Below are 15,982 nucleotides of genomic sequence, written 5' to 3' on the forward strand. Positions count from 1 at the left end.
TGGGCCGGAAGAAATGAGGCGGGGGCCGCAAGGCCGCCCGCCTTTTTCACATGGGCCAGCCCCCGGCTTAGAGGACCTCCTCGACGCCCAGAACGCCCGTGGCGCTGCGCAGGCTGCTCATGAGGTCGGGAGTCATGGCGTAGCGCTCCGGCAGGCGGATCTGCGCCGGACCCGCCGTCGTCTCCAGAGTCATCCGGACCTCCGCGCCGCGCGTCGTCCGGGCCGGATCCAGCCGCGCCTTCAGCGCCAGAGGCGCCGCTTCGGGCGTCAGCCGGATGAGCACGCATTCCGCCGCCGCGCCCGCCGTCGCCTCGCGCAGATCCTCGACGGCCTGAAGCTTCAGGCGCATCTGTTCGCCGTTGCGGTCGGCCTCCACCGCCAGAGCCACGAGGCGTCCGGGCTCCAGCAGGTCGCGGCTGGCGTTCAGCAGATCCGAAAAGGCCATGCCCTCCGAGATCCCCGTCCGGTCGGAGAACTTCACGAAGGCGAACATCCGCCCCGACTGCGATTTCTTCTCCTGACGGCTGATGATCACCACCGCCACCCGACCCCCCGCCGCACCGGAATGCTCCAGATCGCGCAGGGTCAGGAATTTCTTGCGCCGCAGCGCCGCTTCGAAGTCGTCCAGCGGATGGCCCGAAAGGTGAAAGCCGATGGCGGATTGCTCTTCGTCGAGCTTCTCCATGGCGGGCCAATCCTCTTGCGTCTTGAGCCGGGGCGGAGCCGCCGCCGCAGGTCCGCCGAACAGCGAATTCTGACCGCTGGCGCGGTCGGCGGCGGAGCTTTGCGCATAGGCGAGCAGGGAATCGAGATTCACGAAGAGCTTATGGCGGTTGGGCTCCAGCTTGTCGAAGGCGCCGGCGCGGACGAGATTCTCCAGAGCCCGCTTGTTCACCTGCCGGGGGTCGATGCGGCGCAGGAAGTCGAAGACGTCCCGGAAGGGGCCGTTGGCCTTGCGCTCGCGGACGACGCCTTCCATGGCCTCGGCGCCGACGTTCTTCACCGCCCCCAGGGCGTAGAGGATCTCGCCCTCTCCCGTGACGAATTTCGCCCCCGAGCGGTTCACGTCGGGCGGAGAGAGCTTGATCCCGAGCCGGTCCAGCTCCTGCTTGTAGACGCCGAGCTTGTCGGTGTTGTGCATGTCGAAGGTCATGGTGGCGGCCATGAACTCCAGCGGATGATTCGCCTTGAGCCAGGCGGTCTGGTAGCTCACCAGGGCGTAGGCGGCGGCGTGGGACTTGTTGAAGCCGTAATCCGCGAATTTCGCCAGCAGGTCGAAGATCTCGTCGGCCTTGGCGCGGTCGAGTCCGCGCTCCACCGCGCCCTCGACGAAGCGGCTGCGCTGCTGGTCCATCTCGGCCTTGATCTTCTTGCCCATGGCGCGGCGCAGGAGGTCGGCCTCGCCGAGCGAATAGCCCGACAGGAGCTTGGCGATCTCCATCACCTGCTCCTGGTAGATGATGACGCCGTAGGTCTCCTTGAGCACCGGCTCCAGTTTGGGGTGCAGATATTCCGGCTCCTCGCGGCCGTGCTTCACGGCGCAATAATGCGGGATGTTGCTCATCGGGCCGGGGCGATAGAGCGCCACCAGGGCGATGATGTCCTCGATGCTGGTCGGGCGGAGCTGGCGCAGGGCGTCGCGCATGCCGGTGCCTTCCACCTGGAAGACGCCCACCGTCTCGGCCCGGCTGTAGAGGGCGTAGGTCCTGTCGTCCTCCAGCGAGATGGCGGAGATGTCCACCGGCGCCGGGATCAGCTCCAGAGCCTCCTGAATCACCGAGAGGGTCTTCAGCCCGAGGAAGTCGAACTTCACCAGCCCCGCCGGCTCGACCCATTTCATGTTGAACTGGGTGACCGGCATCTCGGAGCGGGGGTCCAGATAGAGCGGCACCAGTTCGTCCAGCGGCCGGTCGCCGATCACCACGCCCGCCGCATGGGTGGAGGCGTGGCGATAAAGCCCCTCCAGCTTCGTGGCGATGTCGAAGAGCTTGGCCACCGCCGCATGAGACCGGATCTCCTCGCGCAGGCGGGGTTCTCCGGCGACGGCCTCCTCGATGGTGACCGGCTTGGCGGGATTGTTCGGCACCATCTTGCAGAGCTTGTCGACTTGCCCATAAGGCATGTTCAGCACGCGCCCGACGTCGCGCAGGGCCGCGCGGGCCTGGAGCTTTCCGAAGGTGATGATCTGGGCCACCTGATCGCGGCCGTATTTCCGCTGCACGTAGTCGATGACGAAATGGCGCTTCTCCTGACAGAAATCGATGTCGAAATCCGGCATGGAGACGCGGTCGGGGTTCAGGAAGCGCTCGAAGAGCAGCCCGTAGCGGATGGGATCGAGATCGGTGATGAGCAGCGACCAGGCCACCAGCGAGCCCGCGCCCGAGCCGCGTCCCGGACCCACCGGAATCCCCTGCTCCTTGGCCCATTTGATGAAGTCGGAGACGATGAGGAAGTAGCCCGAGAAGCCCATGCGCGCGATGATCGACAGCTCGTAGGCCAGGCGCTCTTCGTAAGCCTCGCGCGCGGCGTAGAGCGGGCCGGTGGCGAGGCGTCGGGCGAGGCCTTCCTCGGCCTGGCGCCTGGCCTCCTCGACCTCGTCGGGAGCGAAGCGGGGCAGGATGGGCTTGTGGGTCTTCGGGCGGTGGGCGCAGCGCCGGGCGATCTCCACCGTGGCCTCCAGAGCCTCCGGCAGATCGGCGAAGAGCGCCGCCATCTGCTCGGGAGACTTGAAGTAACGCTCCGGAGTCAGCCGCACGCGCTCGGCGTCCTCCACCCGCGCGCCCGAGGCGATGCAGAGCATGGCGTCATGGGCCTCGGCCATCTCGGCGGCCGCATAGAGCGTGTCCTGAGTCGCCACGATGGGCAGATCCCGCGCATAGGCCATCTCCAGGAAGGCGGCCTCGGTCTCCTCCTCGTCGGGAGCGCGCTTGCGGCCCTCGGTCCCGTGGCGCTGGATCTCGACGTAGAGCCGATCCGGATAGAGCCGCGCCAGATCCTCCAGATGGGCCTCGGCCATGGCGCGGCGGTCGCTGCGCAGCAGCCTTCCGGCGGGGCCGTCGGCGCCGCCCGTGAGGCAGATCAGCCCTTCGCTCCAGCGGGCGAGATCCTCCATCAGGACATGCGGCGAATCGGCGCCGGATTCGAGGAAGCTCTTGGAGGTCAGCTTCAGCAGATGGAGATAGCCCGCTTCGCTTTGCGCCAGCAGGAGGATCGTCGGATCGGCGGCGGCGTTCCCCGGCGACTCCAGACGCAGCGGCAGAAGACAGCCGATGATCGGCTGGACGCCCGCCTTGGCGAGAGTCTCCGAGAACTCCAGCGCGCCGAAGAGATTGCCATGGTCGGTCAGGGCCGCCGCCGGGACTCCCGCCTTCTCGCAGAGCTTGGCCATGGCCTTCACATGGATCGCGCCTTCCAGCATGGAGTAGCTGCTGTGCAGCCGCAGCGGAATGAAGCGCGGCTGGATCAGGGCGAGCGGAGCGGGAGATTCGGTCATGGTCGGGGTCTCGCGGCGAGGGAGGACGCCGCGAGACTAGAGCGGAAAGGGCCCGGGGTCACGCCTCGAAGCCGGGCGCCGCCAGACGCCGCGCATGATCGCGCAGATCCTCGGGCCAGGCCTCGGTGAGGGCGAGGAAGCGCGCCTGATCCTTCGCGTAGAGCGCCCGCGAGGCCTCTTCGTAGTTCGGGGCGTCGCCGAGGGCGGCGGTCATGAAGTTTCCGGCGGCGGCCTGAGCGCGCTTCGCTTCGGCCCGGGGATCCTTGCGGGCCTCCTCGACCAGCCGCCGCAGGGCCGCCGAGGCGCCGCCGGGCTGCACGGAGAGCCAGTCCCAGTGGCGCGGCAGAAGCGTCACCTCGCGGGGAGAGACGCCGAGCTTGGGGCGTCCGGGCTTGGTCGATTTCTGCGGCTCGACGCGTTGGGCGGCTTCGTCGGGGGTTCCGCGCAGATCGGCGTCGAGGGGGCGGCCGGTCTCGTCGGAGAAGAAGCTCAGACGGGATTCGGCGCCCGGACCAGGGGAGGGATCGGCGTCCAGCGCCTTGCGCGCGGCCTTGACCACGCAGCCCGGCGCGCCGGAGGCGAGGCGCTTTCCGTCAAGGAAGGCGGTCCAGCGGGGAGATTCGGAGAGGGTCATGGAGGGGGCTCCTGAAAGGATCAGGCCCTCTTATCACCCGGATGAAATCCGCGCGTCAAGTTTCATCCGGATGAAATCATCTCCATCACAGCAGATGCCCGCTCTTCGCGCCCTTCACCGCCAGATAACCGGCGTTCTGTTCGGTCTCGCCCACCCGCAGGGGCGCGCGGGCGACCACTTCGAGGCCCTGTTTCTCCAGAGCGGCGATCTTGCGGGGGTTGTTGGTCATCAGACGCAGCCGCTTCGCGCCGAGATCCTTCAGCATCAGGGCCGCGACGCGGAAATCCCGGAGATCATCCTCGAAGCCGAGCCGGTGATTGGCCTCCACGGTGTCGAAGCCCTGATCCTGGAGGGCGTAGGCGCGGAGCTTGTTGGCGAGGCCGATGCCGCGCCCCTCCTGGGCCAGATAGAGCAGGATTCCGCCGCCGCTTCCCTGCTTGTGCTCCACGGCCATGCGCGCCAGAGCCGCCCGCAGCTGAGGTCCGCAATCGCATTTCAGAGAGCCCAGATGATCCCCCGTGAGGCATTCCGAATGCAGCCGCACGAGAACCGGCTGCGCAAGATCCGGCTGACCCACCACCACGGCGTAATGCTCCGGCCCGCCGTCCGAGGGGCGATAGGCGTGGATCTCGGTCATCCCCGCCAGAGCCAGAGGCACCCGCGCCGCCGCCAGAGGCCGCAGGGTCAGCTTCTCGGCGTCCAGAGCCTCGCGCAGCTCCGCGGCCTCGATCCTCAGGAGATCGGGGGGCGCCTCGCCCGGGACCGAGGCCAGCAGCGCCGCAGGCAGAAGCCCCGCCCGCGCGCAGAGCCTCAGCGCCAGACGCGCGGCTTCGGCCTCGGGCAGGCCTTCAGCTTCGCCGCGCAGGGTCTCGAAGGGGCCGCGCAGGGGATGGGCCAGATCCTGCGCCGGATCCGCCAGAGCCGCGAGCAGATCGGGCTGCGTCGCCGCCGGGAGGAGAATCCGCGCGAGGTCTCCGTCATAGGCCCGGATCTTCAGCGCCGAGGCCCGCCGCGCGCTCAGCGCCGCCAGAGGCCGCCCGAGTCGCCGCGCCAGAGCCAGAGCCCGTCCCGAAACGCCCTCCAGCGCCGCGACGAGAACCGGCGCCGCGCCCTCCTGAACCAGCAGCAGGGGCGTTCCGGCCCGCAGATCGGCGCCCGCGCGCGCCAGACGCTCCGCAGGCGTCAGCCAGAGGTCTTCGGCCATGAAGGGACTCCCTTTCCGAGGGCGCAAAAGGTAGGGAGGCTTGGCGAGAGCGCGACCATGCGCCGCCGCGCCTTGACGAAAGCCGTTCCGTCGCCTTCCTATCCCCAGAAGCGCGGGCCGGAAAGCGGGAAGCGCCTTCCGGCCGCTCCGGCGTGGAGCGCCGCAAGAACAAGGAGCAGACGACATGGCCGCCATACGCCGCATCCTGATGGTGGACGACGACGCCGATCTGCGCGGCGCCCTCGCGGATCAGCTGGTCCTGACCGAGGAATTCGACGTCTTCGAGGCCGAAACCGCCTCCCGGGGGCTGGAGATGGTCAAGAGCGACCATTACGACCTCGTGCTGCTGGACGTCGGGCTGCCCGACATGGACGGCCGCGAACTCTGCCGCATGATGCGCAAGGCGGGCGTGAAGTCGCCGATCCTCATGCTGACCGGCCACGCCTCGGACGCCGACGCCATCCTCGGGCTGGACGCGGGCGCGAACGACTACGTCGCCAAACCCTTCAAGTTCGCGGTTCTGCTGGCGCGCATCCGGGCTCAGCTGCGCACCCACGAGCAGAACGAAGACGCCATCTTCAGCATCGGCGGCTACAGCTTCCAGCCCAGCACCAAGATGCTCACCGACGCGTCGGGCAAGAAGATCCGTCTGACGGAGAAGGAAGCCAGCATCCTGAAGTTCCTCTATCGCGCCGCCGACCGCATGGTCGCGCGCGAGGTTCTGCTTCACGAGGTCTGGGGCTACAACGCCAACGTCACGACCCATACGCTGGAGACGCATATCTACCGCCTCCGCCAGAAGATCGAGCGCGAGCCCGGCGAGGCCCGCATCCTCGTGACCGAGCCGGGCGGCTATCGCCTGATCGCCTGAGCCCGAGGCGGCGGCGCTGGACGATCCCGTTTCACCTCCCCTTGCCGTTCCCTTGATGTTCGAAGCAAAGGGAGGCGAGGCCGGGATTCGGCCAGATGGTCCTCCATGCGCCCGACCTCGCCGCGACCGTGGCGCTCTGCGACAAGGCCTTCGGCCTGCGGGGCCGATTGCGCCGAGATGAAGGAGACCCGCGCCAAGGCTCCGGCCTTCGCGCGGGAAGATCTCATGCAGGGCTTCGCGCCGGATCGCCGGATCGCCGTCGCCCTGGGGGTGGATGATCTGAACGGCCTGCTGGTCGAGATCTGCGGGCCGGTCCCCCCAACCCGCCTGAGCGCCTGAAGCGTTCAGACGCTCCGGGTTTCCGTGTGGCCGCATTTCCACGACGCGAAACCTGATCGGCTTCGCCGGACGAGGCTCTAGACCGCCTTCAGCGCCGCCGAGACCCGGCGGCCTTCCGAGATCAGCACGTTGTAGGCCCGGCAGGCCGCGGCGGTGGACATGGGGTCGAGCCCTGCGCCCGCCGCCTCCGCGGCCTCCCGCAGCGCTCCCGGAGGCGGCGCCTCGAGCCGCAGGCCCAATCCCAGCAGGATCACGTCGCCCGCCGCCGCCCAGAGCGGCGCCAGAGCCTCGGGCGTCAGTTCGCCCGACCAGGGCAGGGCCTCGCCCGTCTCCAGGAGGATCAGCGAGCCCTCGCGCCGCGTCCCGCCGATGCGGAAGCCTCCCGCGCCATAGGCGTCGATGGGCCGCGCGCCCCCCGGAGGGCTCTCGAAAGGGGTTTCGGTCATGCGCATGGGGCGTTCTCCCTCAGGCTTCGCGGAATCGCGTCCGGACAGGGAATAGAGCTTTTCCGCCCACTCTGGAAAGGCCGGGCCGCATAAAAAAATCCGGGAGGCGACGCCCCCCGGATTCCCGGATTTCACAAGACGGGCCCCTCGCCTCAGTTGCTGGCGGGCGGGGGCTCGTCGCCGCCGAAGCGGATGCCCGCAGGGCCTCCGGCGGCCTTCTCGGCGGCTTCCTTGCTCCAGTCGCGCTTGACCCCGAGCAGCAGCAGCATCGGCGCCGCGATGTAGATCGAGGAATAGACGCCGATGAAGCAGCCCCAGAACATCGTCAGCGAGAAGCCGCGCAGGGTCTCGCCGGCGAAGAAATAGAGCCCCACCAGAGCCAGAAGCGTGGTGAAGGTGGTCATCAGCGTGCGGGACAGGGTTTCGTTCAGCGAGAGGTCGATCAGGTCGGACAGGGACATCTGTTTGTATTTGCGCAGATTCTCGCGGATTCGATCATAGATGACCACCGTGTCGTTGAGCGAGAATCCGAGCAGCGTCAGCAGGGCCGCGATCAGGGTGAGGTTGTACTCCACCCCCGTGATCGCGAGGATCGCCGCCGCCACGGCCACGTCATGCAGCGTGGCCACCGCCGCGCCCACGGCGAATTGCCATTCGAAGCGCAGCCACAGATAGATCATCACGCCGAGCAGCGAGACGCCGATGGCCGCGACGCCCGTCCAGACGAATTCGCCCGAGACCTTCGGCCCCACCACGTCCACGCCCTGGACGGCCAGGCCGGGCACCTCGGCGGCGAGCGCCTCGCTGGAGCGCCGGACCACCTCGTTCATGGCGGCCTCGTCTTCGGCGGCGGCGACGCGCACCATGACGTCGCGCGGATCGCCGAAGCCCTGGACCGCCACCTCGCCGACGTTCAGGCCGTTCATCACCTCGCGGATCCTGCCCACGTCGGCCTGAGGCTCGACGCGGACCTGGATCACCGCGCCGCCCGCGAAGTCGATGCCCATGTTCACGCCGCGGATCGGCAGGATCGCGATGGCGCCGATGGTCAGGAGGGTCGAGATGATCAGCGCCGGGCGCCAGATCTTCATGAACCTGAACTTCGTGCCGTCGGGAACCATGTGGAAGAGCGCGATCTTGGCGGTCTTGGGGCGCTTCCAGTTATACCAGGTCACGACCATCAGGCGGGTCAGGTTCACGGCGGTGAACATGGAGGTCGCCACGCCGATGGCCAGAGTCACGGCGAAGCCGCGCACCGGACCCGCGCCGAGGCTGTAGAGCACCCCCGCCGCGATCAGCGTGGTGATGTTGGCGTCCACCACGGCCGCCAGCGCCTTTTCGAATCCGAGGTCGATGGCGCGGGGCATGCTCTTGCCCGCCTTCAGCTCTTCGCGGATGCGCTCGTAGATGAGCACGTTGGCGTCGACGGCGAAGGCGATGGTCAGCACCACGCCCGCGATGCCGGGCAAGGTGAGCGTCGCGCCGATCACCGACATGATCGCGAAGATCAGGACCACGTTCACCGCGACCGCCACGCTCGCCATCACGCCGAAGAGCCCGTACATGACGATCATGAAGACCACCACCAGCGCCGAGGCGATGTAGGTCGCCTTCTTGCCGTCGTCGATGGAGTCGGCGCCGAGCTCGGGGCCCACGGTGCGCTCTTCGAGGAACTCCATGGAGGCGGGCAGGGCGCCCGCGCTGATCTGGGTCGCGAAGCGCTGGGCGCTGTCGACGGTGTAATTGCCGGTGATCTGGCCCGAGCCGCCCATGATGGGCTCGTTCACGCGCGGCGCCGACAGCACCTTGCCGTCGAGCACGATGGCGAAGGGATTGCCCACGTTGGCGCGGGTGAAGTCGGCGAATTTCTTGCCCGCCGCCGTGGTGAAGCGGAAGGCGACGATGGGTTCGTTGGTGTTGGAGTCGAAGCCCTGGCTGGCCGTGGCGACCTCGGTGCCCGCGATCAGCGGCGTGACCGAAACGGCCCAGAGGATTTCGGGATTATCGGCCTCGGGCAGGATCTTGTAGCCCGCAGGCGCGATGCCCACGTCCAGATCGGCCTGAGAGACGGATTGATTGACCGTGTGGAAGCTCAGCACCGCCGGATCGCCGATCAGGGCCTTGATGGCGTCAGCGTCCTCGGCGCCGGGCACCTGGATCAGGATACGGCGGTCGCCCTGGCGGGTGATGGTGGCTTCGGTGGTGCCGTCGGGATCGACGCGGCGGCGCACCACCTCCAGCGATTGCTGGAGCGTGCGGGCGGCGAGGTCCGTCTTGGCGGCGTCCGAGAGGGCGACGCGGAAGGTCCGGTCGTCCACGCGCGTCACCGAGAGGTCGCGCGCGCCGCCCAGCGAGCCGTCGATGGGCTGGGAAAGCCCTTCGAGCGCGGTCTGCGCCTTCGCCTGCTCCTCGGGGAGGGGGATCTCGATGAGGATGGCGCCGTCGGCCTGGGTCTGGGGCACGCCGCGCCGCGTGACGCCCGCGTCGGAGAGCGCCTGACGCAGATCCAGAGACACCTGGGTCATGCGGGCGCTCCAGACGTCCTCGACCCTGGTCTCGACGAGCAGATGCGCGCCGCCCTGGAGGTCGAGCCCCAGATTCATGCCCTGGGAGGGCATCCATGCAGGCAGCCGCTCGCGGGCCTCCCTGTCGATCAGGTTCGGGGAGGCGATCACCGCCCCGAGCAGACAGATCATGATGACGAGGGCTTTTTTCCAGAACGGATAATGCAGCATGGGGGGCGTCCGGCTTGGTCCCGACGGGTCCGGCGCCCGGACCCGCCGCGACGGGTCATTTCACGGCGGGTTCGGTCTTCTTGAGCACGGCGGAGAGGGTCGAGCGCAGGGCCTTCACGCGCACGCCGTCGGCGATCTCCAGCTCGATCTCGTCCTCGCCCTCGGCGCCGATCTTCGAGATCTTCGCCACGAGGCCCCCCGCCGTGACGACCATGTCGCCCCGACGCAGCGCCGTCAGCATCGTGCGATGCTCCTTCAGGCGCTTCTGCTGCGGACGGATGAGCAGGAAGTACATGATGCCGAAAACCAGCACCATGGGCAGCAGCATGGAGATCATGCTGGGCGCCGGAGCGGCGCCGGCGGTCTGCGCGAAAGCGGGAGTGATGAACATGCTTGTCTCCGGAGGTCCGAAGACGGGCTTCGGATGCGGCGGGTAGGGATATGGGTCCGGCGACGGCCCGCCGCCAGAGGATCGGCGGACTATATATCCCCGGACGTCATTTGCAACCGCGCCCGAAAGCCCGTTCCGGGGCTCTGGAAACGGCTCCGGAAGGGGCTCCGCAGGGGGCTTGGGCAGGAGGCGGGGCGTTTCGCCGCAAGCCTTTCGCGCAGGGCGAAACGACCTTCCGGGCCCGTCATGCTTCTGGACATGGGGGCGCGGGGATTGTAGCTGAACTCCTGTCAGAGGTCCGCACCGACGGGGGATTCATGTCCGGCTACGAATACAAGACCCTCGCCCTGCCGCGCCTGCTGAAAGGCCCGCGCGCCCGGCGTCAGAGCGCCGCCGATTTCGTGGCCGGAGTGCTCGACTCGGCCCTCAACGGCGAGCAGGCCCAGGGCTGGGAGTACATGGGCGTCCAGGAGTTCTCGACGCCCGACCGCGCCGGGCTCTTCGGCAGGGTCGAGACGGCGGAGTTCGCCGTGCTGATCTTCCGCCGCCCCCGCGAGGCCAGCGCGCCGGTGAAGCGCATGATGGAGATGCGCACGCCCGCCGCGGCGCCCGTCGCCGCCGTCCCCGCGCCTGCCCAGGAGCCTCCTGCGGTCCAGACGGCGCGGCCGGCCTCTCCGATCTCTCCGGCGGCGCCGACGAATTCTCCGCGCCCCTTCCCTCCGCGCGCGCTTGCGGCGGGGGGGATGTTCAAGGGCGGACGCCCGACCTCCGGAGAGGGAGAGGCGCCCGGAGCTCCTGCGGCCCCCTCCGCCGCCCCGAGGGCGCCGCGTCCGGGCGCGCCTTCGCCCCAGAACACCCCCCGCCTGGACGACGACTTCGGCAAGCTCTGAGAGTCTTCGGCCTTGTCCTCCCGCGCGCGTCGCGTTACGCCGACCTGAGCGCAGGGAGGACCCATGGACGGATTCTTCGACTGGAAGGGCTGGGGCTGGGCCGGATGGGGGGCTCTGGGCGTGATCGTCTCGGTGCTCGTGGCGATCTGGCCGAAGAAGGGCGGCGAGGCCTCTTCGGGCTCCGCGCCTTCCGCCGGCTTCGGCCTGCGGGATTATCAGGAAGGGCTCGAACGGCGCGAGGCCGGCCTCCGCGAGGATCTGGAGCGGGCCCATGGCGCTGAAAGGGACCTGCTGCGCCATCAGCGCGAAGAGGTCGCCCGCAAGCTCGCCGACGTCGAAGGCGCCTATCAGGCCATGCTCGCGGAGCTGAACGAGGCGCGCGCGGCTCTGGGGGGGCTGTCGGGCGGCGGCTCTCGGGACGGCGCGGCCGAGGCGGGCCCTCAGGCCATGGCGAGGGCCAGAGCCGCGATCACGCCCGCTCTGGAGGCCGCGCACCGGCGCGGCGCCCTCGACGCCGAGGGGCGGCCGCTCTGGTCGGATCCGGGCGTGCGCGCCGATTTCGACGCCGCCTATGGCCGCGAGCCCGAAAACGAGGATTACCTGTACGGCGCGGCGCTCATCGCCGACGCCCTGGACGACGCCTCCGGCGCGGAGCCGCTCTATCGGCGGGCTCTGGCTCGGGTCGAGGGGCGTCAGGCCGAGGCCTGGCCGAACTTCTTCTCCGCCGGGGACGCGCTCGCCGGGCTGCTGCGCGCGCGGGGGGCCTCCGACGAGGCCGAGGCGCTCTATCGGCGCCTGATCGCCGCGCGGGAGCGGGCGTCCGGGCCGGAGGATCCCGGGCTCGCGCATGACCTGAATTCTCTGGCGGTCCTGCTGCATGGGCGGGGCGACGCCGCCGAAGCCGAGGCGCTCTATCGGCGCGCGATAGCTCTGGAGGAGAAGGAGGCGGGGCCTGAAAGCGTCGGACTGGAGCAACTGCTCGAGAATCTGGCCGGGCTGCTCCATGAAAAGGGCGCCCTCGCGGAGGCCGAAGCCTTGTATCGGCGTTGCGCGGCCATCACCGCGAAAGAGGATTTCGCGCGCAGCTATTCCCATGCGAGCAATCTGCAGGCCCTCGCCGACCTGCTCGCGGAAAAGGGCGAACACGCCGAGGCGGAAAGCCTGCTGCGCCAGACCCTTGACATCGTCTCGGAGGTCTTCGGGCCGGAGAGCGCCGAAGTCCGGCCGCCTCTGGAGAGCCTCGCGGGAGTTCTGGAGGCGCGGGGCGTCTCCGGCGAGGCCCTGCGCCGCCGGGCCGCCGCCTTGCCCGAAGCCTAGGCGGGCCCGCTTCAAATCCGCCCACCCCTGACCCTTCGCGCCGCGCGCGCCTTGCGGCTTTGGCGCAAGTGATGTATCTCCGGCGGGTCGGGGCGTAGCGCAGCCTGGTAGCGCGACAGTTTTGGGTACTGTAGGTCGTGAGTTCGAATCTCGCCGCCCCGACCAGAACCGTCGAGCGGAAGCCGCAAAGCCTCTCCCGGCGGAATCTTCAATCTTCGGAATCTCTCCAGCCGCGCCCGCCTCGGCGCTTCTTCTTCTCATTCTGACGCCCCGTCGCGGATCGGGGCCTCTCTCGGACGCCGCCAAATGACCCAGAATCACGGGAACGTAAATCAGGGAGCCTCCGGCCCCCAGCCCAAGCCCGGCGTCCTGCGCATCCACGCTTACGTCGCGGGAGCGGCGCAGACCAGAAACGGCAAGCCCGCCGTCAAGCTCTCGGCCAATGAAAATCCGCTTGGAGCCAGCCCGGCCGCAAAGGCCGCCTATGAAGACGCAGCGCGAAACCTTCCGATCTATCCCGACGGAAGCGCGCGACTCCTCCGCGAAGCCATCGCGGAGGTCGAAGGCCTCGATCCCGCCCGCATCCTCTGCGGCCTGGGTTCGGGCGAGATCCTCTCGCTGCTCGCCAAAGCCTATGCGGGCGAAGGCGACGAGGTGATCTACGCCGAACACGGCTTTTCGCTCTATCCGATCTCGGCCCTCGCCGCGGGGGCCGATCCGGTCGTCGCCAGGACGACGGGCCTGCGCGCGGACGTGGACAAGATCCTCGATCTCTGCACGCCGCGCACCAAGCTGGTCTTCCTCGACAATCCCAACAACCCGACCGGGACCTATCTCCCCGTCGCGGAGGTGGAGCGGCTGCGCGCGGGGCTTCCCGCGCAAACGCTGCTGGTCGTGGACGAGGCCTACGCCGAATTCGCCGAGGCGGGCGATTTCGGCTCGATGCTGAAGGCGGTCGAGACCCGCGAGGATCTCGTCGTCACGCGGACCTTCTCGAAGATCCACGGGCTTGCGGGCCTGCGCGTGGGCTGGGGCTACATGCCCCTCGCCGTCGCGGACGCCCTGCATCGGATCAGAGGGCCTTTCAACGTCTCCATCCCGGCGCAGGTCGCCGGGGCGGCGGCGATCCGGGACAAGGCGCATGTCGAGGCCTCCCGGAACCATGTGCTGCGCTGGCGGAGCTGGCTCGCGCAGGCGCTCGGCGGAATCGGGATGGAAGTCACGCCGAGCCAAGCCAATTTCCTGCTCCTGCGCTTCGATCCGGAAGGACCCCGAAGCGCCCCCGCCGCCGACGCCTGGCTGCAGGAGCGGGGCTACATCTTGCGGCGGATGGAGGGCTACGGCCTCCCCGACCGGCTGCGGCTCTCGATCGGCCGCGAAGAAGACAACCGCGCGGTGGTCGAAGCGCTCGCGCAATTCATGACGGAAAATCATCAGTGACGAACGAGAAGAAGACGGGCGTGGACCTTGAGGCCGCCCGTATCGCCGCGGAGCGGCTGGACGAGGATCTGGACGCCATCGGTCCCGAAAACGAGGACGAGGCCCTGAACGAAGAGGAAGAAGCCGAAGTCGCGCAGCTCTCCGAAGAAGACTTCGAGGAAGAGGGCGAAGACGGCGACGACGAGGATGGTGAAGACGACGAGGACGACGAAGACGAAGACGGCGACGACGAGGACGAAGACCTCGAGGCCGAAGCCGCCGCCGTCGTCGCGAAGGCGCTGAACGCCCAGGGTCCCCGCATGAGCCGTCTGGCGATCATCGGGCTGGGCCACATCGGCGGCTCCATCGCGCTTGCGGCGCGTCGGGCGGGCCTGGCGGCGCATGTCGCCGGATACGCCCACACCCCCGAAAGCCGCGAAGCCGCCGAAAGGCTGGGCCTCGCGGATTCGATCCACGACACCCCCGCCGCCGCCGCCGAAGGCGCGGATCTGACCATCCTCTGCGTTCCGGTCGGGGCCATGGCCGCCGTCGCCGCCGAGGTGGCGCCCGCGCTGGCTCAGGACTCGATCCTCTCGGACGTGGGTTCGGTCAAGGGCGCGGTGGCGCAGGCCGTGGCGCCTCTGGTGCCGCCGGGCGTGCATTTCGTTCCGGCCCATCCTCTGGCGGGCACGGAGAACTCCGGTCCCGAATCCGCCTTCGCGGAGCTCTTCGACGGCCGCTGGGCCATCCTGACGCCGCTCGAGGGCGCCGATCCCGAGGCCGTCGCGGTGCTGCGCGGCTTCTGGGAGAAGCTCGGCGCGAACGTGGACGAGATGACCGTCGCCCATCACGACCGGGCTCTGGCTCTGGTCAGCCATCTGCCCCACGCCATCGCCTACACCATCGTGGGCACGGCCTCGGACGCCGAAGACGTCTCCAAGGCGGAGATCGTGAAGTATTCGGCTTCGGGCTTCCGCGACTTCACCCGCATCGCGGCTTCGGATCCGGTGATGTGGCGCGACATCTTCCTCAACAACCGCGAGGCCCTGCTCGAGGCCTTCGGGCGTCTCGAAGAGGATCTGGTGGCGCTGCGCCGGGCGATCCGCTCGGGCGACGGCGAATACATGCTCAACCACTTCCGGCGCACCCGCGAGATCCGTCGGGGGATCGTGCAGGCCGGCCAGGACGTGGCCTCGGCGGATTTCGGACGCCCCCATGGCCAGGCCGGCCGCAAGGCGCCGACGCCCCGTCCGCAGGAGGCCGACGCCGGCCGCAGCTTCCGCCGGCCCGATCATGAGGACCGCGGCGGCGGCCGTTTCGGCCGTCCCTCCGATTTCTCCGACCGTCCCCGCCGCAGCTTCGACCGCGACGGCGACTCCCGTCCGCCCCGCAGCTTCGACCGTGAAGGCGGCGGAGGCTATCGCGGCCGCGACGACCGCGGCGGCGATCGTCCCTTCCGCAAGCCCGGCGGCTTCGGCGGCGGCGGCGGCGGTTTCGGCGGCGCGCCCAAGAGCTTCTGGCGCAAGGACGACGAGGGCGGACGTCCCTTCCGTCCGCGCGAGGGCGGCGAGGGCGGCGGCGACCGTCCGTTCCGTCCGCGCGAGGGCGGCGGCGATCGTCCCTTCCGTCCGCGCGACGGCGAGGGCGGCGACCGTCCTTTCCGCAAGCCTTTCGGCGGCGGCGATCGTCCCTTCCGTCCGCGTGAGGGCGGCGAGGGCGGCGACCGTCCTTTCCGCAAGCCTTTCGGCGGCGGCGATCGTCCCTTCCGTCCGCGTGAGGGCGGCGAGGGCGGCGACCGTCCCTTCCGCAAGCCCTTCGGCGGCGGCGATCGTCCGTTCCGTCCGCGCGACGGCGAGGGCGGCGACCGTCCCTTCCGCAAGCCTTTCGAGGGCGGCGGCGACCGTCCGTTCCGTCCGCGCGAGGGCGGCGGCGATCGTCCCTTCCGTCCGCGCGACGGCGAGGGCGGCGACCGTCCCTTCCGCAAGCCTTTCGAGGGCGGCGGCGACCGTCCGTTCCGTCCGCGTGAGGGCGGCGGCGGGGATCGTCCCTTCCGCAAGCCGGGCGGCTTCGGCGGCGGCGGCGGCTTCGGCGGCGGCCGGTCCTTCGGCGGCCCGCGTGAAGGCGGCGGCGGACGCAGCTTCGGCGGTCCGCGCGACGACCGGGGCGGTCCTCGCGGGGGCGGCGGCGGTTTCGGCGGCCCGCGTCGGCCTCCCTTCCGTCGCGACGACGAGTGAGTGAATGAA

12 protein-coding genes and 1 tRNA gene are annotated in these 15,982 nt (G+C 69.4%); 7 read left to right on the forward strand and 6 right to left on the reverse strand.

Going from position 1 to position 15,982, the window contains the following annotated elements; all coding sequences use genetic code 11:
* Positions 1–67: 67 nt before the first annotated feature.
* The 3 genes from dnaE to ribA all read right to left on the reverse strand — a co-directional run bounded on the left by dnaE (position 68) and on the right by ribA (position 5,331).
* Positions 68–3,493: a DNA polymerase III subunit alpha gene (gene dnaE / locus PHN62_RS09315; protein WP_300149451.1), complete on the reverse strand. Its 3,426-nt coding sequence runs from the start codon at positions 3,491–3,493 to the stop codon at positions 68–70.
* Positions 3,494–3,551: 58 nt separating this feature from the next.
* Complete coding sequence (locus tag PHN62_RS09320) at positions 3,552–4,127, reverse strand: DUF2239 family protein (protein WP_300149500.1); 576 nt, start codon at positions 4,125–4,127, stop codon at positions 3,552–3,554.
* Between the two features lie 85 nt (positions 4,128–4,212).
* Positions 4,213–5,331, reverse strand: a complete 1,119-nt coding sequence (gene ribA, locus PHN62_RS09325) for a GTP cyclohydrolase II (RefSeq protein ID WP_300149503.1) — start codon at positions 5,329–5,331, stop codon at positions 4,213–4,215.
* A 184-nt stretch (positions 5,332–5,515) separates the two neighbouring features.
* Here ribA and PHN62_RS09330 point away from each other — a divergent pair, with 184 nt between their 5' ends.
* Together PHN62_RS09330 and PHN62_RS09335 are read left to right on the forward strand one after the other, a co-directional pair.
* Positions 5,516–6,202, forward strand: coding sequence for a response regulator transcription factor (locus PHN62_RS09330; protein WP_300149506.1), 687 nt, complete (start codon positions 5,516–5,518; stop codon positions 6,200–6,202).
* A gap of 177 nt (positions 6,203–6,379) precedes the next feature.
* Positions 6,380–6,541, forward strand: a complete 162-nt coding sequence (locus PHN62_RS09335) for a hypothetical protein (protein ID WP_300149508.1) — start codon at positions 6,380–6,382, stop codon at positions 6,539–6,541.
* Positions 6,542–6,618: 77 nt separating this feature from the next.
* Here the strand turns inward: PHN62_RS09335 and PHN62_RS09340 are convergent, their stop codons facing one another.
* From PHN62_RS09340 to yajC, 3 genes are all read right to left on the reverse strand, one after another.
* Positions 6,619–6,993, reverse strand: a complete 375-nt coding sequence (locus PHN62_RS09340; protein WP_300149511.1) for an Mth938-like domain-containing protein — start codon at positions 6,991–6,993, stop codon at positions 6,619–6,621.
* Between the two features lie 146 nt (positions 6,994–7,139).
* On the reverse strand, positions 7,140–9,722 hold the full coding sequence (secD, locus tag PHN62_RS09345) for a protein translocase subunit SecD (protein WP_300149515.1): 2,583 nt from the start codon (positions 9,720–9,722) through the stop codon (positions 7,140–7,142).
* 55 nt (positions 9,723–9,777) lie between these two features.
* Positions 9,778–10,113 carry a preprotein translocase subunit YajC gene (gene yajC / locus PHN62_RS09350; RefSeq protein ID WP_300149519.1) on the reverse strand — a complete coding sequence of 112 codons (336 nt, stop codon included), beginning with the start codon at positions 10,111–10,113 and terminating at the stop codon, positions 9,778–9,780.
* Positions 10,114–10,430: 317 nt separating this feature from the next.
* Between yajC and PHN62_RS09355 the strand changes: the two genes are divergently transcribed.
* From PHN62_RS09355 to PHN62_RS17430, 5 genes are all read left to right on the forward strand, one after another.
* Positions 10,431–11,003, forward strand: a complete 573-nt coding sequence (locus tag PHN62_RS09355) for a hypothetical protein (RefSeq protein WP_300149522.1) — start codon at positions 10,431–10,433, stop codon at positions 11,001–11,003.
* A 63-nt stretch (positions 11,004–11,066) separates the two neighbouring features.
* Positions 11,067–12,320 (forward strand): tetratricopeptide repeat protein, encoded by a 1,254-nt coding sequence (locus PHN62_RS09360; protein WP_300149525.1) that lies wholly within the window; start codon positions 11,067–11,069, stop codon positions 12,318–12,320.
* Between the two features lie 88 nt (positions 12,321–12,408).
* Positions 12,409–12,485 (forward strand) — tRNA-Pro (locus PHN62_RS09365).
* Positions 12,486–12,626: 141 nt separating this feature from the next.
* Positions 12,627–13,760 (forward strand): histidinol-phosphate transaminase, encoded by a 1,134-nt coding sequence (gene hisC, locus PHN62_RS09370; protein WP_300149528.1) that lies wholly within the window; start codon positions 12,627–12,629, stop codon positions 13,758–13,760.
* Positions 13,757–15,973: a prephenate/arogenate dehydrogenase family protein gene (locus tag PHN62_RS17430; RefSeq protein WP_367187022.1), complete on the forward strand. Its 2,217-nt coding sequence runs from the start codon at positions 13,757–13,759 to the stop codon at positions 15,971–15,973. Before hisC ends, PHN62_RS17430 begins: the two co-directional genes overlap by 4 nt.
* Positions 15,974–15,982: the final 9 nt, after the last annotated feature.

Origin of the sequence: Neomegalonema sp. (assembly GCF_028688855.1) — a bacterium.
GTDB lineage: Bacteria > Pseudomonadota > Alphaproteobacteria > Rhodobacterales > Rhodobacteraceae > Neomegalonema.

Bases quoted from the DNA above. Each gene is read 5' to 3' on its own strand.
- yajC (WP_300149519.1), bottom strand. From the start codon at position 10,113: ATGTTCATCACTCCCGCTTTCGCGCAGACCGCCGGCGCCGCTCCGGCG.
- PHN62_RS09355 (WP_300149522.1), top strand. From the start codon at position 10,431: ATGTCCGGCTACGAATACAAGACCCTCGCCCTGCCGCGCCTGCTGAAA.
- dnaE (WP_300149451.1), bottom strand. From the start codon at position 3,493: ATGACCGAATCTCCCGCTCCGCTCGCCCTGATCCAGCCGCGCTTCATT.
- PHN62_RS09320 (WP_300149500.1), bottom strand. From the start codon at position 4,127: ATGACCCTCTCCGAATCTCCCCGCTGGACCGCCTTCCTTGACGGAAAG.
- PHN62_RS09360 (WP_300149525.1), top strand. From the start codon at position 11,067: ATGGACGGATTCTTCGACTGGAAGGGCTGGGGCTGGGCCGGATGGGGG.
- secD (WP_300149515.1), bottom strand. From the start codon at position 9,722: ATGCTGCATTATCCGTTCTGGAAAAAAGCCCTCGTCATCATGATCTGT.
- PHN62_RS09335 (WP_300149508.1), top strand. From the start codon at position 6,380: ATGAAGGAGACCCGCGCCAAGGCTCCGGCCTTCGCGCGGGAAGATCTC.
- PHN62_RS09340 (WP_300149511.1), bottom strand. From the start codon at position 6,993: ATGCGCATGACCGAAACCCCTTTCGAGAGCCCTCCGGGGGGCGCGCGG.
- PHN62_RS09330 (WP_300149506.1), top strand. From the start codon at position 5,516: ATGGCCGCCATACGCCGCATCCTGATGGTGGACGACGACGCCGATCTG.
- hisC (WP_300149528.1), top strand. From the start codon at position 12,627: ATGACCCAGAATCACGGGAACGTAAATCAGGGAGCCTCCGGCCCCCAG.
- ribA (WP_300149503.1), bottom strand. From the start codon at position 5,331: ATGGCCGAAGACCTCTGGCTGACGCCTGCGGAGCGTCTGGCGCGCGCG.